This window comes from Syntrophotaleaceae bacterium, from assembly GCA_041390365.1.
Lineage (GTDB): Bacteria > Desulfobacterota > Desulfuromonadia > Desulfuromonadales > Syntrophotaleaceae > JAWKQB01.
Map to the genome: position 1 here is coordinate 86,099 of JAWKQB010000003.1, position 17,800 is coordinate 103,898.

The 17,800-nt window shown below is 58.8% G+C and carries 20 protein-coding genes; 11 read left to right on the forward strand and 9 right to left on the reverse strand.

Annotated elements, in window-relative coordinates:
- Positions 1-141: 141 nt before the first annotated feature.
- From R2940_12915 to R2940_12935, 5 genes are all read right to left on the reverse strand, one after another.
- Complete coding sequence (locus R2940_12915; protein MEZ4600682.1) at positions 142-1,149, reverse strand: MBL fold metallo-hydrolase; 1,008 nt, start codon at positions 1,147-1,149, stop codon at positions 142-144.
- 70 nt (positions 1,150-1,219) lie between these two features.
- Positions 1,220-2,608: a DegQ family serine endoprotease gene (locus R2940_12920; GenBank protein ID MEZ4600683.1), complete on the reverse strand. Its 1,389-nt coding sequence runs from the start codon at positions 2,606-2,608 to the stop codon at positions 1,220-1,222.
- A 302-nt stretch (positions 2,609-2,910) separates the two neighbouring features.
- Positions 2,911-4,344 (reverse strand): heavy metal sensor histidine kinase, encoded by a 1,434-nt coding sequence (locus tag R2940_12925; GenBank protein MEZ4600684.1) that lies wholly within the window; start codon positions 4,342-4,344, stop codon positions 2,911-2,913.
- The gene (locus tag R2940_12930) at positions 4,345-5,016 is read right to left on the reverse strand and encodes a response regulator transcription factor (protein MEZ4600685.1); all 672 of its coding nucleotides are present in this window, start codon (positions 5,014-5,016) and stop codon (positions 4,345-4,347) included. It abuts the gene before it with no gap.
- Positions 5,017-5,090: 74 nt separating this feature from the next.
- The gene (locus R2940_12935) at positions 5,091-5,897 is read right to left on the reverse strand and encodes a pyruvate, water dikinase regulatory protein (protein MEZ4600686.1); all 807 of its coding nucleotides are present in this window, start codon (positions 5,895-5,897) and stop codon (positions 5,091-5,093) included.
- A gap of 436 nt (positions 5,898-6,333) precedes the next feature.
- Here R2940_12935 and prmA point away from each other — a divergent pair, with 436 nt between their 5' ends.
- From prmA to R2940_12950, 3 genes are all read left to right on the forward strand, one after another.
- Positions 6,334-7,242, forward strand: coding sequence for a 50S ribosomal protein L11 methyltransferase (gene prmA, locus R2940_12940; protein ID MEZ4600687.1), 909 nt, complete (start codon positions 6,334-6,336; stop codon positions 7,240-7,242).
- 6 nt (positions 7,243-7,248) lie between these two features.
- Positions 7,249-7,995: a 16S rRNA (uracil(1498)-N(3))-methyltransferase gene (locus tag R2940_12945; GenBank protein MEZ4600688.1), complete on the forward strand. Its 747-nt coding sequence runs from the start codon at positions 7,249-7,251 to the stop codon at positions 7,993-7,995.
- A 91-nt stretch (positions 7,996-8,086) separates the two neighbouring features.
- Positions 8,087-9,481: an RDD family protein gene (locus tag R2940_12950; protein ID MEZ4600689.1), complete on the forward strand. Its 1,395-nt coding sequence runs from the start codon at positions 8,087-8,089 to the stop codon at positions 9,479-9,481.
- Between the two features lie 47 nt (positions 9,482-9,528).
- Here R2940_12950 and R2940_12955 read toward each other — a convergent pair whose 3' ends face one another.
- From R2940_12955 to R2940_12965, 3 genes are read right to left on the reverse strand one after another with little or no spacing between them, the layout of a single operon-like run.
- On the reverse strand, positions 9,529-10,596 hold the full coding sequence (locus tag R2940_12955; GenBank protein ID MEZ4600690.1) for a hypothetical protein: 1,068 nt from the start codon (positions 10,594-10,596) through the stop codon (positions 9,529-9,531).
- A 28-nt stretch (positions 10,597-10,624) separates the two neighbouring features.
- Entirely contained in the window at positions 10,625-11,248 is a 624-nt protein-coding gene (locus tag R2940_12960; protein ID MEZ4600691.1) for an MBL fold metallo-hydrolase, read from the reverse strand.
- A 2-nt stretch (positions 11,249-11,250) separates the two neighbouring features.
- On the reverse strand, positions 11,251-11,445 hold the full coding sequence (locus tag R2940_12965; protein ID MEZ4600692.1) for a hypothetical protein: 195 nt from the start codon (positions 11,443-11,445) through the stop codon (positions 11,251-11,253).
- Between the two features lie 181 nt (positions 11,446-11,626).
- Between R2940_12965 and dapF the strand changes: the two genes are divergently transcribed.
- The 5 genes from dapF to yjgA all read left to right on the forward strand — a co-directional run bounded on the left by dapF (position 11,627) and on the right by yjgA (position 15,063).
- Positions 11,627-12,466 carry a diaminopimelate epimerase gene (gene dapF / locus R2940_12970; GenBank protein ID MEZ4600693.1) on the forward strand — a complete coding sequence of 280 codons (840 nt, stop codon included), beginning with the start codon at positions 11,627-11,629 and terminating at the stop codon, positions 12,464-12,466.
- A 91-nt stretch (positions 12,467-12,557) separates the two neighbouring features.
- Complete coding sequence (locus R2940_12975) at positions 12,558-13,223, forward strand: pyrimidine 5'-nucleotidase (GenBank protein MEZ4600694.1); 666 nt, start codon at positions 12,558-12,560, stop codon at positions 13,221-13,223.
- A 2-nt stretch (positions 13,224-13,225) separates the two neighbouring features.
- Complete coding sequence (locus tag R2940_12980; GenBank protein ID MEZ4600695.1) at positions 13,226-14,077, forward strand: deoxyribonuclease IV; 852 nt, start codon at positions 13,226-13,228, stop codon at positions 14,075-14,077.
- Complete coding sequence (gene dtd / locus R2940_12985) at positions 14,074-14,523, forward strand: D-aminoacyl-tRNA deacylase (GenBank protein ID MEZ4600696.1); 450 nt, start codon at positions 14,074-14,076, stop codon at positions 14,521-14,523. The genes R2940_12980 and dtd overlap by 4 nt, the downstream gene beginning before the upstream one ends.
- An 18-nt stretch (positions 14,524-14,541) precedes the next feature.
- Positions 14,542-15,063, forward strand: a complete 522-nt coding sequence (gene yjgA / locus R2940_12990) for a ribosome biogenesis factor YjgA (protein ID MEZ4600697.1) — start codon at positions 14,542-14,544, stop codon at positions 15,061-15,063.
- Between the two features lie 53 nt (positions 15,064-15,116).
- On the opposite strand, the gene trxA is transcribed toward yjgA, so the two are convergent.
- The gene (gene trxA, locus R2940_12995) at positions 15,117-15,446 is read right to left on the reverse strand and encodes a thioredoxin (protein MEZ4600698.1); all 330 of its coding nucleotides are present in this window, start codon (positions 15,444-15,446) and stop codon (positions 15,117-15,119) included.
- A 215-nt stretch (positions 15,447-15,661) separates the two neighbouring features.
- On the opposite strand from trxA, the gene R2940_13000 reads away from it, so the two are divergent.
- From R2940_13000 to ccsB, 3 genes are read left to right on the forward strand one after another with little or no spacing between them, the layout of a single operon-like run.
- On the forward strand, positions 15,662-16,234 hold the full coding sequence (locus R2940_13000; protein MEZ4600699.1) for an SIS domain-containing protein: 573 nt from the start codon (positions 15,662-15,664) through the stop codon (positions 16,232-16,234).
- A gap of 36 nt (positions 16,235-16,270) precedes the next feature.
- Positions 16,271-16,939, forward strand: a complete 669-nt coding sequence (locus tag R2940_13005) for a bifunctional precorrin-2 dehydrogenase/sirohydrochlorin ferrochelatase (protein ID MEZ4600700.1) — start codon at positions 16,271-16,273, stop codon at positions 16,937-16,939.
- Entirely contained in the window at positions 16,936-17,775 is an 840-nt protein-coding gene (gene ccsB / locus R2940_13010) for a c-type cytochrome biogenesis protein CcsB (protein ID MEZ4600701.1), read from the forward strand. The genes R2940_13005 and ccsB overlap by 4 nt, the downstream gene beginning before the upstream one ends.
- Positions 17,776-17,800 lie beyond the last annotated feature (25 nt).

Below are 17,800 nucleotides of genomic sequence, written 5' to 3' on the forward strand. Positions count from 1 at the left end.
GAACTGCACGAAAAACAGTTGAATAACGTTTTCTGGTTTCACCAAAACCCGGGCAGACACCAGGTCTGCCCCTACAGGGCGATCAAAAAAATTCATCGTAGGGGCGGACCTGCGTGTCCGCCCTGCAACCGCCTTTCGGCATCAATCCTCTCCGTCCGTACCACGAAATGCCGCTTCCGCCTCGTGGGCCAGCAGGTCCGGTTGATGCTGATACCGGGGGGAATGGTGAAAAACCTGCAGGCGGGCGACCCCGGCCCGGCGGGCCAGGAGTCCGGCCAGTCGGGCCGTGAGATGATTGCGCTGAACCGCGCGATCCAGCTCATGATGAGAGAAAACAGCCTCGATGACCAGCAGATGGGACTGGTAGGCCAGGGTTTCGATCAGAGCCAGGTTTTCCGGGCTGGGTGAGACGTCGGTGACATAGCAGATTTTCATGCCCTGCTCGATGCCGGCGATTTCATCGAGCAGCCGGGACAGGGGACGGGAAATCGATTCTCCGCCAGCCAGCGGCACCGTCAGCTCGGAATCCAAAGGGGCGCCCTGGAACACCCGATCCTTCAAAGTCGTCAACCAGGGGCCGGCAACATAGCCGTGGCGTTCCAGGGCGTCGCGATGAATGGCCACATGCAGAGGTTCCTCGAGCACAAAGGCCAGAGAGGTGATATCGCCATGGTCGAGAGCGGCCGCCCGGACACTGCAATAAGGTGTTTGGTAGAGTATCCCTCCCCGGCTGGTGACACAAGGCCCCATTTCCAGGCGGAATCCCTCATGGGCTCGGAATTCCGCCCGCTGAACCCGGTCGCCCAGCCACTCCTGGACCGTCAATCGAAAGGGATACCCGGCGGTCAGATTCCAGGTATATCCCGACAGCCGCCCCTGCAGATGACGGATAATGCCCGGCGGACCAAAGAGCTGCAGATTCAGGTCACGATAGAGGAATGCCCGCAGAAGTCCGTCGAAGCCTACCAAATGGTCGATGTGGGCATGGGATACGAACACGGCCCGGACCTTCAGCAACTCGCGCACCGTCAACCTGTGGAGGTCTCCGCAGTCGAACAGCAGAGCCTCTCCGCGATGAGCCAGATGAACATAGAGTGCCGGATCACCGAAGGGGCCGTTGACCAACCGGGGAAAAAACACCGACCTCACGCAGCCTCTCTCCCGGCCAGAAAAACCGTCCGCCCTCTCGTCTCGATAAAAATAAAGGCCGTAAAGACCATCACCCTCCAGGCAGTTCCAGGGTGGTGTAGAAAACCTGGTCGCTGCGCTGAACCAGCAATCGCGCGATCTCTCCGGGAGCCCGCTGCCGCAGCAGTTTGCGCACCTCGGCCGCACTGCTGACTGACTTCCCGTCAATCTCGACGATCAGATCCCCTTCCTGCAGATCGGCCGCCGCGGCAGGTCCTCCCGCCACACCGGTCACCAGTGCGCCCCGGGATGTCTTGAGGCCGAAAAAACGCGCCGCTTCCGGAGTGATATCGCCCAGGGTCAGACCTAGTCCGGTTTCGGCGACCGGTTCTTCAGCCACAGGCTCTTCGACCGTCTTCAGTTCTCCGATCCTGACGGTCACATCCCGGATTCGGCCATCCCGAAACAGCCTGATTTCAGCCGACTGCCCGACCGGCATGGCGGCGACCTGACGCGGCAGGTCGCTCATGGAGGTGAGAGGCTCTCCATTCAAAGCCAGAACAACATCCCCCCGCTGGATGCCGGCCTGATCGGCAGGGGACCCATGGCTCACATCGGTCACCAGGGCACCGTTGCTGTTTTCGAGACCGAAGGAATCAGCAAGATCTTCGGTCAGGGCCTGAACTGTCACTCCGAGCCAGCCCCGAACCACCCGGCCCAGTTCGCGCAACTGGGGCAGAATCTGTTTGGCGGAATTGATGGGAACCGCGAATCCGATCCCCTGGCCGCCGGCGACAATGGCCGTATTGATGCCGATGACCCGACCCCGGCTGTCGAACAGCGGCCCCCCGGAGTTGCCGGGATTGATGGAAGCATCGGTCTGAATGAAGTTATCGTAGGGCCCAGCCCCGATAACCCGTCCCTTGGCCGAAACGATGCCGACGGTAACGGTTGCTTCCAGGCCGAAGGGATTGCCGATAGCCATTACCCACTCACCGACCCGCAGTTTTTCGCTATCGCCCAGCTTCGCCACCGGAAGCTCTTCCCGGCCGGTATCGATCTGGATCAGGGCCAGATCGAGCCCCTCGTCGATCCCCTGAATTTTGCCGTTGAAGGTCCGGCCGTCAGCCAGGACTACCTTGATGTCTTCAGCACCCTTCACCACGTGGTCATTGGTCAGAATATATCCGTCTTTGGAGATGATGAAGCCCGAGCCCAGGGAGCGTTCCATCCGGGGCCGCAAGGGTTGATCCTGAAAAAATTTCTCGAAAAACTCCTCGAGCAGGTCGCCGTAGGGACCCGGCGCCTGGGGGATTTGCGGCTGCCCCGGCTGAATTATCCTCGAAGAGCTGATATTGACGACTGCAGGTTTGAGGCCTTCGGCCAGTTCGGCGAAATCGGGGATATCCCGGGCAGCGACGGAGCAGGGTGTGAATCCGACCAGCACCAGAATGAGCAGAAAAGGGATGGTTTTATTCATGAAGCCTCCAGTGATCGGGCTGCTGGGTAGATGGCAGGAACATATTTCGACCCGACAGCGTTCAGGAGCAGTCGGACCGGGGTTATCGGCAAGAAAATAGGGAAACCGAAAGAATTATCGGAAAAATGAACCGAATGAGGAGATTCATGCCCAAGTCCGACAAACTCCTAGGTCATCAGTTAATCACCCCGGGAAAGGTTGTCAAATCGAAAGGGTCTCGAGAAAGAGGATATGTGCAGGGGGGTCCGCTTTTTGTGCTTCTGCCACGGCTGCAGCCGGGTCGCTGGGCTTTGCCCGAAAGTCTAGATGGAAAGTTCGGATTCCTGGAGCGAGGCGGGGCCGCCAAGGGGAAGATAGACGGTGAAGGTGCTGCCCTTGCCTGGAACCGAGGTAACTTCAACCCGTCCGTCATGGGCCTGGGCCAGTGACCGGACGATGGCCAGCCCGAGACCGGTGCCGCCATCTTCACGGTTGCGGGCTTCGTCGATGCGATAGAAACGATCGAAAATGTGGGGCAGATGCTCGGGAGGGATGCCGATTCCGGTATCGGAGATCGCAACGACCGCCTCATCCCCCTGGGTCGCCAAAATAATTTCAACCTGGCCGCCTTCAGGCGTGTATTTGACGGCGTTGGAGATCAGGTTGAGGAAAAGCTGACGCAGACGCAGCTCATCGCCCTGCATCCGTATTTCCTCAATAACCTCCAGCTTGAGCTGCGGATATATCCCCTTCGGTTCGCCCAGGGTTCTGGCCTGCAGATAGAGTTCCTGCAGCAGATCACTGAGACTGATTTCCTTGATTTCCAGGGATTTTTCCCCCGCTTCGCTCTTGGCCAGGATGAGCAGATCTTCGATGATGCGGCCCATCCGGTCAATCTCCTCCATGCTCGATTCAAGGGTTTTGCGGAATTCCTCAGGCTGTTTGGCCCATCGCAGAGCCACCTCCGTCTCCCCCTTGAGGATGGTCAGCGGGGTGCGAAGTTCGTGGGAGGCATCGGCGCTGAACTGATGGATTTTGCGGAACGATTCCTCGAGGCGGGACAGCATGGAATTGAAGGTTTCGGCAAGACGGCTGATCTCGTCCCTGGCCTGGCCGATGGGCAGACGCTGATTGAGGTTTTCGGCGTTGATCCTGCGCATGGCCCGGGTGATGTTTTCCACCGGCTTGAGAAACCGCCCGGCCAGGAACCAGCCGCAGAAACAGACGGCGATCAGGGCCGGTGCACTGAAGATCAGCAGCAGGGATCGCATCTCCTGAAGAGCGCGATCGACCATGCCCAGACCGGTCCATATCTGCAGAAACAGCGTCCGGCCTGCAGCCCCCTGCATGGCCAGCACCATCTGCCGGACCCGATGGACAGGGGCGTCCACCGTAGCGACAACCGCCCCCTCAAAACCTGCGGCCTCAAGCATCCAGGCGGGCACTGCGGGAATTTTATCCTTCTCTTCCTCCGGCTCGCAGACCGAGTTCCCCTGCCCATCAACAATACGGTAGGACTCACCCAGGCGAAAGCGGTGGATGAAAGCCCTGACCGTATCACAGGGGGAGGCAGCTGTCTGGAATTCGGCTCCCATACCCTGTGCCCTGCCGGCGACAGACCACAGTTTCTGGTCGATCTGGTCGATCAGGGTGCGTGAAAGGTGAGCATACCAGACCCCACTGCTGACTCCGAGAATCAGCAGCAGGGTGAGGACGTACCACAGTGTCAGTTTAAGGCGGATGGAGGCCGGGAACAATCACCCCTCCTTCAGAACATACCCTACGCCGCGCACCGTATGAATCAGTTTGGTTTCGAAATCCCGATCGATCTTCTTACGTAGATAGTTGACGTAAACGTCGATAATATTGGTAAAGGAATCGAAGGTGTAATCCCAGACGTGCTCGGCGATCATGGCACGGGTCAGCACCTCGTTGGGGTGCCGCATGAAATACTCGAGAAGGGCGTATTCCTTGGCGGTCAGATCGATCTCCTTGTTCGCCCGCCACACCTTGTGCGAAACCGGATCGAGACGCAGATCAGAAAAGAAGATTTCTGCTCCGCGATCCTTCGCGGTGCGCCGGACCAGGGCTTTGACCCGGGCCAGCAGTTCGCCGAAGGCGAAGGGTTTGGTCAGGTAGTCGTCGCTGCCGGAATCGAGACCGGAAACGATGTCCTCCACAGAATCCTTGGCGGTCAGACACAGGACAGGGGTGGCGATATCCTTGTCCCGCAGTTCCTTGATGACGGCCAGTCCGTCTTTCTTGGGCAGCATCAGGTCCATCAGAATCACGTCGTAAGGATTGTTTTCGGCCAGATAAAGGCCTTCCTCACCATCGAAGGCGACATCGACGGCGAAACTCTCCTCCTCCAGACCCCGCTTGATGAAGCTGGCCACCTTTTTTTCGTCTTCGACTACAAGAATTCGCATGTTTATCTCCTTTTCTTTGTAATCATTCCGCTGCCAAATGAGTCAATTCGTAAATTCGAGGCAACCTGCATCCCTTATTTCAGCTTCAGCTTGACCAGCACCTCATTGGCGGTCTCTTCAACAGCCTTGCCGGAAACGTTGACGGTGACCCATGAATTGCGCCGAAAAATCGCTTGGGAGTAGCGCAGTTCCTGTTCGATCTCTTCCAGATCGGCATAGGCTGCCCGGGGATCCTGGCCCAGATGCCTTAGTCTTGCGGCGCGCAACTCCACCAGCCTCTGGGCATCTATATACAATCCCACCACCCGCTTGGGTTCGACCCGAAAAAGCTCCTTGGGAGGCTCGATCCCGTAAACGAGGGGGACATTGGCCACTTTCCATCCCAGATGGGCAAGGTAGGTGGAAAGGGGCGTCTTGCTTGTCCTGGATATGCCGACCAGGACAATGTCGGCAGCATCCAGATGGCGAACTTCCTGGCCGTCGTCATGCTTTACGGTAAACTCGACAGCCTCGATCCTGCGGAAATAATCCTCGTCCATTTCGTGCAGAAGACCTGGCGTCTGTCCCGGCGATCGGCCGAAAAACTCGGAGAATTTCATCAGCAGCGGCGTAATCAGATCACAGGCCGGCAGCCCGAGGGCTTCACATTCATCATGGACCAGTTGCGCCAGTTCCCGATTGACCAGGGTGTAGACAACCAGACCCCGGTTCTGCAAAGCCTCGTCCAATCCCTGAAAGATGCGATTCTTATCCCTGACATTGCTGATCCGGGTGACCCTGACCGGTTTGTCCCGAAACTGGGTCAGGGCTGCACTGACGATTTTTTCAGCCGTTTCGCCAGTGGCATCGGAGAGCAGATAAATCCTTTGAGGTTCAGGCATTCCGCTTCCTCATGAAAAACATATCAGGAATTGTAGCAGGTCTCTAACCATGCGCAAGTGGCCTTAAAACCTTATTTTCAGCCACCCTGTCCGCCCGGCAGGCAGACGTCGGCGCAGGCACCCGAAGGTGAAAGAGTTCATTGCCATTTTTTTCCCAATGCTGGATACGATGTGCAACCCCTTGACAATGCCTGCTCGATAGGCTAGTCAAAGGGCTCCTTGAAGTGCGGCGGCTTCCGGGCAGCCGCTTCTCTGCTGTTTTCCCCTGTGATGAGTACCGACTTGAAAAAGCACCGAACCACATTGAAGGAAGCCATAGCAGCTCCTTCATTAGAATTGCGATGAATTACACTCGATACGTACCAGTTTTGTCAAGTATTTTTATTGCTTTTACCGTCGATACTCTGTTAAGGAGTTGGGAATGAAGGAATTATGCATGGAACTATCATTAGATATACCCGCCGAGGGGGTCGATCTTTTCTGTCACATCATGACCGAAATCGGCTCTCTGGGCGTTATTGTCGAAGATCGCCCTCTGGACACCTTCCACCCCCCCGACCCGGATGTTTTCAAGGCGGCCAGCTACCAGGTCAAGGCCTATTTCCCTCCCGCCGATGATCCGGAGCAGCTGCGGGAAGCGATCCGCGATCAGTTGATCTGGCTGGCTGCGATTATCCCCGATCTGTCCTCAACCGTGCCTGATCTGAGAACGGTTCGTCATGAAGACTGGGCGGAAAACTGGAAACAGCATTTCACCACCCTGCGTATCGGCCCGCGCCTGGTCGTCAGGCCGAGCTGGGAAAATTTTCAGGCCGATAAGGGGGACGCTGTTGTCACCCTCGATCCCGGCATGGCCTTTGGCACCGGCACTCACGGCACCACAAGGCTCTGCCTGGAAGCGCTCGCCCGCCGTTTCGAGCAGCCGCCCCCTCCGGGCAGCGTGCTCGATGTCGGAACCGGCTCCGGCATCCTGGCCATCGCCGCCGCCGCTCTGGGCGCCCGTCGGGTTGTGGCCTGCGACATTGACCAGGAAGCCTGTCGCACGGCCGCAGATAATTCCCGTGCCAATGGCGTCGAAGAACAGATCGAAATTACCGACCTTCCCCTGGATCAGATCGCGGGAACCTTTCAGGTGGTGCTGGCCAATATCCTGGCCGAGGAAAATATCCGCCTGGCCCCCCGACTCGTTGAAAAGCTGGCAGAGGATGGTCTGCTGATCCTGTCCGGGATTCTGCTGGAAAAAGAAGCTCTGGTCAAAAACACCTTTCGGCACTACAATCTTTCGGGCCCTGAAATCAGCCACCAGGACGAATGGTCCTGTCTGGCCTATCGGAAAAAAGCATAAATCTCCATGCGACGGTTTTTTGTTCCTGCGGACTCACTCGTAAACGATATCGTCACCCTCTCCGGCGAAACCCTGCACCATCTGGCCGTGGTCCTGCGCCTTTCTCGAGGGGACGAAATCCTGCTGCTGGATGGCCGGGGCAACTTTTGTCACTGCCGCATCTCCATCCTGGAAAAAAACCACGGGTTGGCCGAGGTGTTGCGGCGCTGGCATGAGGCGGAAACCGCCTGTCCGGTTCACCTGCTGCAGGGACTGCCAAAGGCAGATAAATTGGAATTGATCTTGCAGAAAGGGACCGAACTGGGCATCAGCAGCTTCTCGCCGCTCGATTGTGAACGCAGCGTTGTGCGTTTGGCCGATTCCCGTCAGGACCAGAGGCACCAGCGCTGGCAGAAGATCGTTCGCGAAGCTGCCCGTCAGAGCTGCCGCAGCCGGCTTCCCCAGCTGCTGCCTGTCCGGTCGCTGCCGGAGGCAGTGAAACATTGCGAGGAGGAGTTGCGGCTCATGCTCTGGGAAGAAGAATCCCGTCCTCTCGCCGATCTCTTGCCCCCCTCGCCTCCCAGCAGCATCGCCCTGCTGGTGGGACCCGAGGGTGGATTCAGCGCCGATGAAGCCGCAATGGCCCGCGATGCCGGCTTCGTTCCGGTTCGTATAGGTCCAAGGATCTTGCGCAGCGAAACGGCCGGCTTTGCAGCGGCGGCAATTCTGCAGTATCTTTATGGCGACCTGGGGCTGCGAAAAAAGGGCCCATAGGCCCGCTTGGGCCTTCGAATCGAAACGATAGCGACATGGGTCAGGTGCCGAAAACCTGTCCTTGATATCAGACTTTCCATGGGAGGAACCCATGAAATGCCCCAAGTGTGGCTACCAAAGCTTCAATCACCTGCCCGCCTGCAAAAAATGCGGCCGCAGTCTGCTGGATCTTCAGGAAAAACTCGGCTTCGACATCCCCGCGGTCCGGAACCTGACGGCCGCTGCAGAAGCAACCGAGGATAACCACTGGCAGGAAGAGAACAACCAGGAGGACTCCGCCCTGGAGGACTCGCTGCAGAATTTTTTCCATTCCCTTGAAGACCCCTCGGAAGATGTTTTTTCCTCCGGGGAAGTGCCTGCCTCTGTCACCCCTCCGACCGATGACATCGAACCTGAGGACTCCCTTTTCGACACTCCCAACAATCTTTTCACCTTTGAAGAGAAACCGGGCATCGAGGATTTGGCTTACTCCCTGGATGACATGGAAGAGGAGCTCATGTCCCTGCAGGCGCCGGAGGAAGAGCAGGAGGATTCGGAGAACGTTTTCCTTTTCAGCAGCGCCGACTCCCGGGAACCGGACCCGCCTCTTGACGATTTTGGCAAACCGCCAGAAAACGCCTGCGAGGAAATACCTGAAGAAAAAGGATTTCTTTCCTTTGACGACCTCAATGGGGAGCTTGGTGCCGTCGAGGAGCCGCCTCGGGAAGAAACCGTTCCACCGGAAAGCCCCGGCCCGAAGGTGCCGGAAGAAAGTGATTTTCTCTCCTTCGCCGATGTTGATGCCGAACTGGGTTCGCTGGAGGAAACAGACGGGGATGTGGAGATGGAGACGGCTGGGCAGGGGCTGCCGGAAACCGCTTTCGACGCCTTCGTCACCCCGCAGGAAATTAAGCAGGCGATGGCCGAAGACGCGATTTGCAAGCGTACCGACACCTCCTCTGCAAGCACTGCCGGGACTGAATCGGACCAGGTTGAACTCCCGTTCGCCGAAAGCGTCCTGCCAGCGGAAGCTCTCCTCTCCGACGAGGAGGCAGCTCCCCGCCGGTTGGTCCTCGGCTTGCGCCTTCTGGCCATGATGACCGATCTCGGCATACTGCTGGGGATCTTCTCTGCATTCATTATGGCGGGAGAAATGGTCCGCCTGCCGAACAGGGCCGACTGGTTCCGTTTCACCCTGGATGCCGTCCTGCAGTTGGCGACACCCTACTTTCTGGTGCTGTTCACCCTCTGCTTCGGCTATTTCACCCTGTTCCATTTCCTGACAGGACAAACGCCTGGCAAGATGTTATGGCGGGTCAGGGTTGAAGGGGAAGCGGGAGCCCCCCTTTCGCTGACTCAGGCATTTTTGCGCACGGCCGGCGGATTATTGGCCCTGCTTCCGGCCGGGCTCGGTTTCATGTCGGTCCTGTTCAACCCCAGCCAGCGGGGCTGGAACGACCTGCTGGCCAATTCCCGGGTGGTGAAGGCAACGCCGGAAGGCAAATAGCCCCGGGCGGCCTGCAGAAGGCGAAAAAGGCGGTTTCGCTATAACGATCAGAAGCGGAGCAGTCTGCTTTTGCACAACAGGATCTGAAAGGCGAGAGAGGACATTTCCTGCAATCTTGCGAGATCGGTCATCCGTTCGCGCAGGACCTCCGGTTCCCCCTCGAGATAGAGGATATTGATGACCCGGTCTTCCAGCAGCAGGGGGAGCAGGAGGACCGAATCGCCCACCGCATTGCCCATGCTCTCGAGCATCTGGCTGTTCAGAGGAGTCTCCTCGATCGCTCCCGTAAAGGGGCGTCGGGTTTCCACCACCGTTTTGAGAACCGATGGACGACTCAAAGGAACGCTGAACAGGTCGAAAGCGACGATATCCACTCCCCGGCAGACCGCCTTCCAGCCGCTGACCTCGTGATTGCGCACCAGGAACAGGGCCAGCACCTCCCATTCCCGACGCAGATGGGCAAAAAGAATGGCGGCGATTTCCTGGCGATCGCGAGCCTCGCTGAGGGCGAGAGCCGTTTCACTCAGCCGGAAATCGGTCAGGGATTCCTCTTCTTCCTCAAAATCCTCTAGAATTTCAACTTCTTCCAAGTCTTCTTCGGCCATGGATACGTCCGTCAACACCGTCAGCGAAGAAGCCTCGAGTTCACCGTACCGATCGATCATGCCCTGGTCCCGCTCACTGACGGAACACTGGTAATGGCTTTTCAGTGCCTGAAGCAGACGGATTTCAGGAGCGGCCAGTGGTTGAATGGTTGTCCCGATAAGAGAGGCGAGATCGTCGACTGTCGCCTGATCGGAGGGGTCTGCCATGGCCAGCGAGAGGGTTTGCCGATCGAGGCCGAGAGGAAGAGCACGGTATTTGACCGCGACCTCAGGCGTCACCAGGTTGAGAACGTCGGCGGGAATATCCGCCATCGGCAAGGGATCGAAAAAGGGGATGCCGAGCCGGCGGCTGAGAAACCGGGCCAGAACATCCTCCTCGATCAGGCCTATTTCCAGAAGGCTGGTGCTCATGTTGCCCCCGGAAAGCAGGCAGTTGCGCATGGCTTCCTCGTACTGCTCGGAATTGAGCAATCCGCTTTCCACCAGCAGATCGAGCAGGGTCGTCCCCATGTCTACCGTCCTCCGGCCTGTGCCGGCTCTATCCCATGCGCAGCCGGATGAAACCGTCCAGATCCTCGCAGAGCAGGTAAGGATTGTGCATTTTTTCGTAGCCGATAGTCGAAACCGGCTGGGGTCCGTAATCGTGCCCGGGATACACCAGAGTTTCATCGGGAAATTCGGCGAGACGCCGAAGACTGCGGTATAGCGCTTTGGGGTCGCTATTTTGCATATCCGCCCGACCAACTTTGGTGACAAACAGGGTATCTCCGGTGAGTAGAGCTCCGGGGGGATGCAGGGTGATATCTCCGGGAGTATGGCCGGGGGTGTGAATGACGGTGACCTCGGCCTTGCCGAGAGGCAGCACGTTGCCATCCTCCAGGGCCAGGTCGGCGTGCGGCAGCGCCAGTGGGTGAGCGGCCAGGACCGCTCCCGTCGCCCGCAAAATGGTTTCGTTGCCGGCAATATGATCCCGGTGCCCGTGGGTATTGGCCAGGATTTTGATCTTTACCCCTCTCTCATCGGCTGAGGCCAGCATCCTTTCCGGTTCAAAGGAAGGATCGACGGCCATCCCTTCAAGGGTCTGCGGGCAGTAGACGAGATAGCTGAAGTTCTGCATCTCTCCGGCCGGTATCTGAACAATTTCAAGCGAAGGCTTCTGCATCTTCATTCTCCGGTCCGGTGGATTTCGCCATTGACAATCCGAAAGGATTCTCCGGTCTCCCGCACCGACCAACGGTCACCTTCAGCTGGCGGCAGTGGGAACTCCCGACGACCGAGATAGACGTCCTCGCCATCAATCATCCCCCACCATTCGAGGGCCCCGTTCTGCCAGATTTTCGTTCTGAGGCCAAAGGCCATGCTGTCCTCCCTGAATAAGTTTAAATATTACGACAGGCTTCCCCCCTGGTCAATGACCGGATTCATCTCTGCTTCCGCACCCGATTCCGGGAGCCGTCGGCCAAGGCCCTTGTGAAGCGGCCGGCAAACCTTTATAATCCCTGGACCGAAATCAACAGAACCGGAAAGGATAGCGCTTGTGATGAAATTCGCCAAAATGCACGGAGCCGGCAACGACTACGTTTACGTCAACTGTTTCGAAACCACGGTTGCCGATCCCCCGGCCGTTGCCCGGCAGGTCAGCAACCGCAACTTCGGCATCGGATCCGATGGACTGATCCTGATCATGCCGTCACAGGTCGCCGACGTTCGCATGCGCATGTTCAATTCAGACGGCAGCGAGTCTGAGATGTGCGGGAACGGCATCCGCTGCGTGGCGAAATACGCCTACGATCACGGTCTGGTGGACACAAAGGAAATGACCGCGGAGACCGGGGCCGGCATCCTCAGGCTTCAGCTTTTCGTCAACGACCGCGACAAGGTCGACCGGGTCCGGGTCAACATGGGTTTGCCACGGCTGACCCGCGGTGAAATCCCCATGACCGGCTCTCCCGGGGAAAAGGTCATCTCCGAAGAGCTGAAGGTCCTGGACCGGACCTTTCACATCACCTGCGTTTCCATGGGAAACCCTCATTGCGTGATCTTCGTCGACAACGTGGCCGAGTTCCCCCTGGAAAAATATGGTCCGATCATCGAAAAACACCCCCTTTTTCCCAACCGGACCAACGTCGAGTTCGTGGAGGTGGTTTCCCCCGCCGAGGTCAGGCAGCGCACCTGGGAACGAGGTGCCGGCGAAACGCTTGCCTGCGGTACCGGCTCCTCGGCAGTCACCGTAGCCGGCGTGCTGAACGGGCGCACCGGGCGGAAAATCCTCAATCACCTGCTGGGTGGCGATCTGGAGATGGAGTGGGCCGAGGATGGCAGCGTCTTCATGACCGGCCCGGCGGTCCAGGTGTTTGAAGGGGTCTTCGATCCTCAGTAGACTGTTTTGAAACTGGAGCCGATTTTTGGTTCTTCATGGGTCTTATAAGACCTGTAGGACCCATGGGACTCATTCTTTCCGACAGGCCCTTATGGATTTCCTGCTGTTCGACCTTGACAATACCCTCTATTCCCCCGATCGGAATCTTTTCAACCTGATCGATCGGCGGATCAATGACTACATGCACGAAGTGGTCGGCATTCCTCTGGAGGAGGTGGACCTGCTCCGGCGCCGCTACTGGCAGCGCTACGGGGTGACCATGCAGGGGCTGATGCGCCATCACCAGGTGGACCCGGAAGATTATCTGCACTACGTGCACGACATCGATGTCAGCAGCCGCATTCTTCCCGACCCCGAGCTGCAGCAGACTTTGCAGGGGCTGCCCCATCGTCGGGCCATCTTCACCAACAGCTCCACCGCTCACAGCCGCAGGGTCCTGGAGGCCCTGCAATTGAGCGAGCTGTTCGAGGAAATTTTCGATATCCGGGTGGCCAATTACCTGCCCAAGCCCCTGCCCGATCCGTACCACGCCGTTCTCGCCCGTCTCGAGGTCCCCGCCGCAGCCTGCATCATGGTGGAAGATACGGTGGAAAACCTCCGCACGGCAAAGGAACTGGGCATGGGCACTATCCTGGTTGGTCCTGAAAAAACCGCTCCCGAACCGTTTGTCGATGTCCGCATCGACCGGATCACTGACATTGCCGTGGCCCTTGAAAAGTGGTTCGACAACCCGCTCAGCATGAGGGAGATCCCTTGACCATGCCCCTGCTCGGTGCCCATGTGTCGATTTCGGGCGGGGTCAGCAAGGCGTTCGCCCGGGCCGAAGAGCTTGGCATCAACGCCATGCAGATCTTCACCAAAAATGCCAACCGCTGGCAGGCCAAGCCTCTCCCGGCCGAAGAGATCGAGGGTTTCGCCGCCGCCTGGCGGCAAAGCTCCGTGGCCTCGGTCGTCGCCCACGACAGTTATCTGATCAATCTTGCGGCTCCCGAAGGGGAAACGCGCAGCCGTTCATTGCTGGCTTTTCTCGACGAAATGCAGCGCTGTGCCGCCCTCGGCATCCCGCATCTGGTCATGCACCCCGGAGCTCATCTCGGCGACGGGGAAACCGCGGGCCTGCAGCGCATTGCCAACGCCTTTCGCACCCTGTTTGCGGAAGCTCCGCCGAAGGTTACTGTGCTGCTGGAAAACACCGCCGGCCAGGGAAGCTGCCTCGGACATCGCTTCGAGCATCTCGCAAGCCTCATGGAGCTGGTCCCCGCAGGCCGTTTCGCCGTCTGTTTCGATACCTGCCATGCCCTGGCCGCAGGGTACGATCTGACCTCGGCGGAGGGTTATCATCGGACGCTGACAGAGTTTGATCGGATCATCGGCATCGACCGCATAGCCGCCTTTCATCTCAATGATTCGAAAAAGGGGCTTGGCAGCCGGGTGGACCGCCACGCTCACATCGGCGAGGGCGCTGTTCCCCTTGAAGTTTTCCGGGCCCTGATGCGGGACGAGCGCTTTCAAGAAGTGCCGAAACTTCTTGAAACCGAACCCGGGGACGACAACTGCCACCACCGTGCGGAGCTGGCCCTGCTGAGAAGCCTGGCGGAGGCGGAAGCATGAGGGCCGTGCTGCAGCGTGTCACGGAATCCCGGGTCGTTGTTGCCGACGAAACTGTTGGGGCTATCGGGCAGGGCCTGCTGGTTCTGCTGGGAGTGGAACAGGGGGACAGGGAGCCGGATGCCGCCTACTTGGCGAAGAAAACAGCGGAACTGCGGATGTTCGAGGACGAAGAAGGCAAAATGAATCTGTCGGTGGCGGATAAGGCGGGGCAGGTCCTGGTCGTCTCCCAGTTCACTCTCGCCGCCGACTGCCGCAAGGGACGCCGCCCCGGCTTTTCCGGTGCCGCGGCTCCCGAAGAGGCCAACCGCCTCTACCTTCATTACGTGGATCTGCTGCGCGGACAGGGCCTGACTGTGGCCACCGGCCGCTTTCAGGCGATGATGCAGGTTCACCTGGTCAACGACGGCCCGGTGACCTTTCTGCTGGACAGCCGCAAGGTTTTTTGAGGTTTGAAAGGTGCAGGGGTGAACGATAATCACCATGGAGAGAAAGCTGCGCCGAGCCGCAGCGCCAGGAAACGGGCCGCACGTTCGGTGGAGGATCTCGCTGTCCGGCTGACGGAACTGGCCGCGGCCGACTTCCGCCGCCTGCCGGTGGAGGGGGATGTGCGCCGGGAACTGGAGGCGGCCCGCAGCATCAAGGCCCACGGCGCCCGCAAACGGCAGATCAAGCATCTGGCCGGCCTGCTTCGCCGGGACGAAGAGACCCGCGAAGCATTGGAGGGTTTTGTCAGCGAACTCGATCAGGGCCGATTTCGGGATGCGGCGCGGTTCCATTTTTTGGAGGAGTTGCGCGAGCGGCTCTGCGACCCGAACCAGCGGGAGGACGCCATGGAGGAAGTCCGCAGCGTCCTGCCTGATCTGGAGGAAGTCAGGGTCCGGCGTCTGGCCGAGGCAGCTGCGGGAGGTGCCGACAAACGGGCTTTTCGTGAGCTGTTCCGGGTCCTGAAGGCCGCGGAGGAGTCGCTTCACCAGCCTCCGAAATGAAAAAGGACCGGCATTGACATGCTGGTCCTTTTTTCGTTGACCCTGATTTTCTCTTAAAGCGCTTTTTTGATCAAACTTTCCAGCTGGCCCTTGGGCACCGCCCCAACCACCTGATCGACCACTTCGCCGCCCTTGAACAGGATCAGGGTCGGAATGCCGCGAACGCCGTACTGTCCGGGCGTGGATGGGTTCTCATCCACATTCAGCTTGCAGATCTTGACCTGACCGTCAAAGGTATCGGCCAGAGTATCCACAATCGGCCCGATGGCTTTGCAGGGAGCACACCAGGAGGCCCAGAAATCGACCAGAACCGGAAGGTCGGATTGCAGAACCTGGCTTTCAAAATCAGCATCGGAAAGCTGAACTACTTTATCACCAGCCATTGTCACTTCTCCTTTTCGCTTGTAGATCTGAACTATATTGCAATCAAATTAACACGCTTCTGGTTATAATAGATGACCCTTTGGAAAAATCAAGAATTTAAATATTGGAGTCGGCAGGATGACACTTGACAGCCTCACTCCCGCACCCTATGATTTCCCCGTTTTTATTCATTATCGTCCTTGTAACGTTCGGATTACAATGAGGTTCTTTATTCATGCAGGAGCAGATTGCCCAATCCCTGAGGGAACACAACAAGGCGTTCGAAGAGACCTTCCTTCTCCAGGCCAAAGAGATGGCCGGTTTTGCCGAAACCGTGGTCGAGGCCTTCAATCAGGGTGGCCGCCTGCTGATTGCCGGTAGCGGCTCTCTGGGTGCGGCCGCCGATCTGGTGGTGAACCAGTTCCAGTATCGGCTCTCCATGGACAGGCCCCCCTTGCCGGCTCTATCCTTGTCCCAGAACATCGCCCTGGCGACGGCACTGGCCAGGGACGGGAAGGAATCGCAGTTTTTTTCCCGTCAGTTGAGGCTTATTGCGGGGGAGCGGGATATCCTGCTCGTCTTCTGGGACCTTGACCGGAATGAAATCCTGGAAGAAACCCTGGCCGCGGCCAAACAGCTGGAATGCCTGACTGCGGTGGTCCTGCAGGGCAAAGGGGAACTGACGGGGGAAAACCCGGACTACCTGTTCCGTCTCGGCACCGATTCCTTCCCCAGGGCGGTGGAGGCCACGGTCTTTTTCGGTCACCTGCTCTGCGAACTCGTCGAGAAATCCCTGTTCGGGATATGAACCGGCCTCTGCCACAAAGAGCCGGGGGTTGCTGCGGTGGCTGACTACCCTGTTATTTTCAATCTGTCCGGCCGGCTGTGCGTTGTGGTCGGCGGCGGTCCCATCGGTTTGCGCAAGGTTCGGGGACTGCTGATGGCCGGAGCCCGGGTCCGGCTGATTACCCAGGACCTGTGTCCCGAGGAAACCGTACCCGCAGTTGTCGAAATCCTTTTGCGGGCGTATCGACCGGGGGACCTCGAAGGAGCTTTTCTGGCCCTGGCTGCCACCGGCGATCCCGAAGTCGACAAGGCCGTAGCCGCCGAGGCCCGCAGCCTCGGCATTCCGATCAGCTTGCCGGGACTTCCGGCTGCCGGGGATTTCTCCCTGCCGGCCGTGCTGCGACGGGGCGACCTGACCGTCACCGTTTCCACCGGCGGGCGCTGCCCCGCCCTTGCAGCACACCTCGCAGGGCGCCTTGGCGAATGGCTGCCGCCCGCCTGGGAAACCGTAGTTCGAATATCTTCCGCCATCCGCCGAATGTCTCTGGCTTTCCCGGATAAATTACCCTATAATCAACAAGTTATTGCCTGCCTGCTGGATGCCGGGCTGCCCCAGCTGATTGCGGCCGACGATAAGGACGCCGTCAACCGCCTGCTGCAGAAAGTGCTGGGCACCGACATCACCCTGGAAACGCTGGACGTGGAATGGCCGGACAGACAGCCATGAGTATCATGCTTTTTATTCTGTTCAAATCAACCCTGCTGCTCTATCTCTGCGCCACCGCAGCCTACCTGACCGGGATCATCACTCGCCGAAGCGGGGCCGAAACCGCAGGCCGCTGGCTGATGCGCGGCGGCTTCGCCGTGCATTGCGCGACCCTGGCGGCCCGCTTCCTGGCCCTCGGTCACGCGCCGGTGACCAGCCTGCACGAATCTTTGTCCTTTTTCGCCTGGAGTCTGGTGGGGATCTTCCTGCTCTTCGATCTGCACTACCGCCTGGCCGTTCTCGGGGCCTTCCTCTCGCCCCTCGCCCTGCTGCTGATGCTGATCGGCTCCGCCGCCCCCATGGAGACGCAACAGCTCAACCCGATACTGAACAGTTGGTGGTTTCCGGTCCATGTCACCCTGGCCTTTCTCGGCAACGCCGTATTCGCCATGGCTTTCATAGCCGGAGTCATGTACCTGCTGCAGGAACGGATGGTCAAGAGCAAGAAATTTTCCGGTCTCTTCTTCCGCCTGCCCTCGCTGGAAACCCTCGACTCCATCAATTACCGCTGCCTGACCTGGGGTTTCCCCCTCATGACCATGGGCATCGTTTCGGGTGCGGTCTGGGCCAACTCGGCCCTGGGCTCCTACTGGCGCTGGGATCCCAAGGAAACCTGGGCTTTGATCACCTGGTTTCTTTACGCCGTCCTGCTCCACGGCCGCCTGGCCATCGGCTGGCGGGGCCGTCGGGCGGCGCTGTGGGCGATCATCGGTTTCGCCTGCCTGCTCTTCACATTTCTCGGCGTCAACCTGCTGATGTCGGAATACCACAGCTACGAAGCGTTTACCGGCAGATGATGGGCATGTTTTTTCAGGAATCACC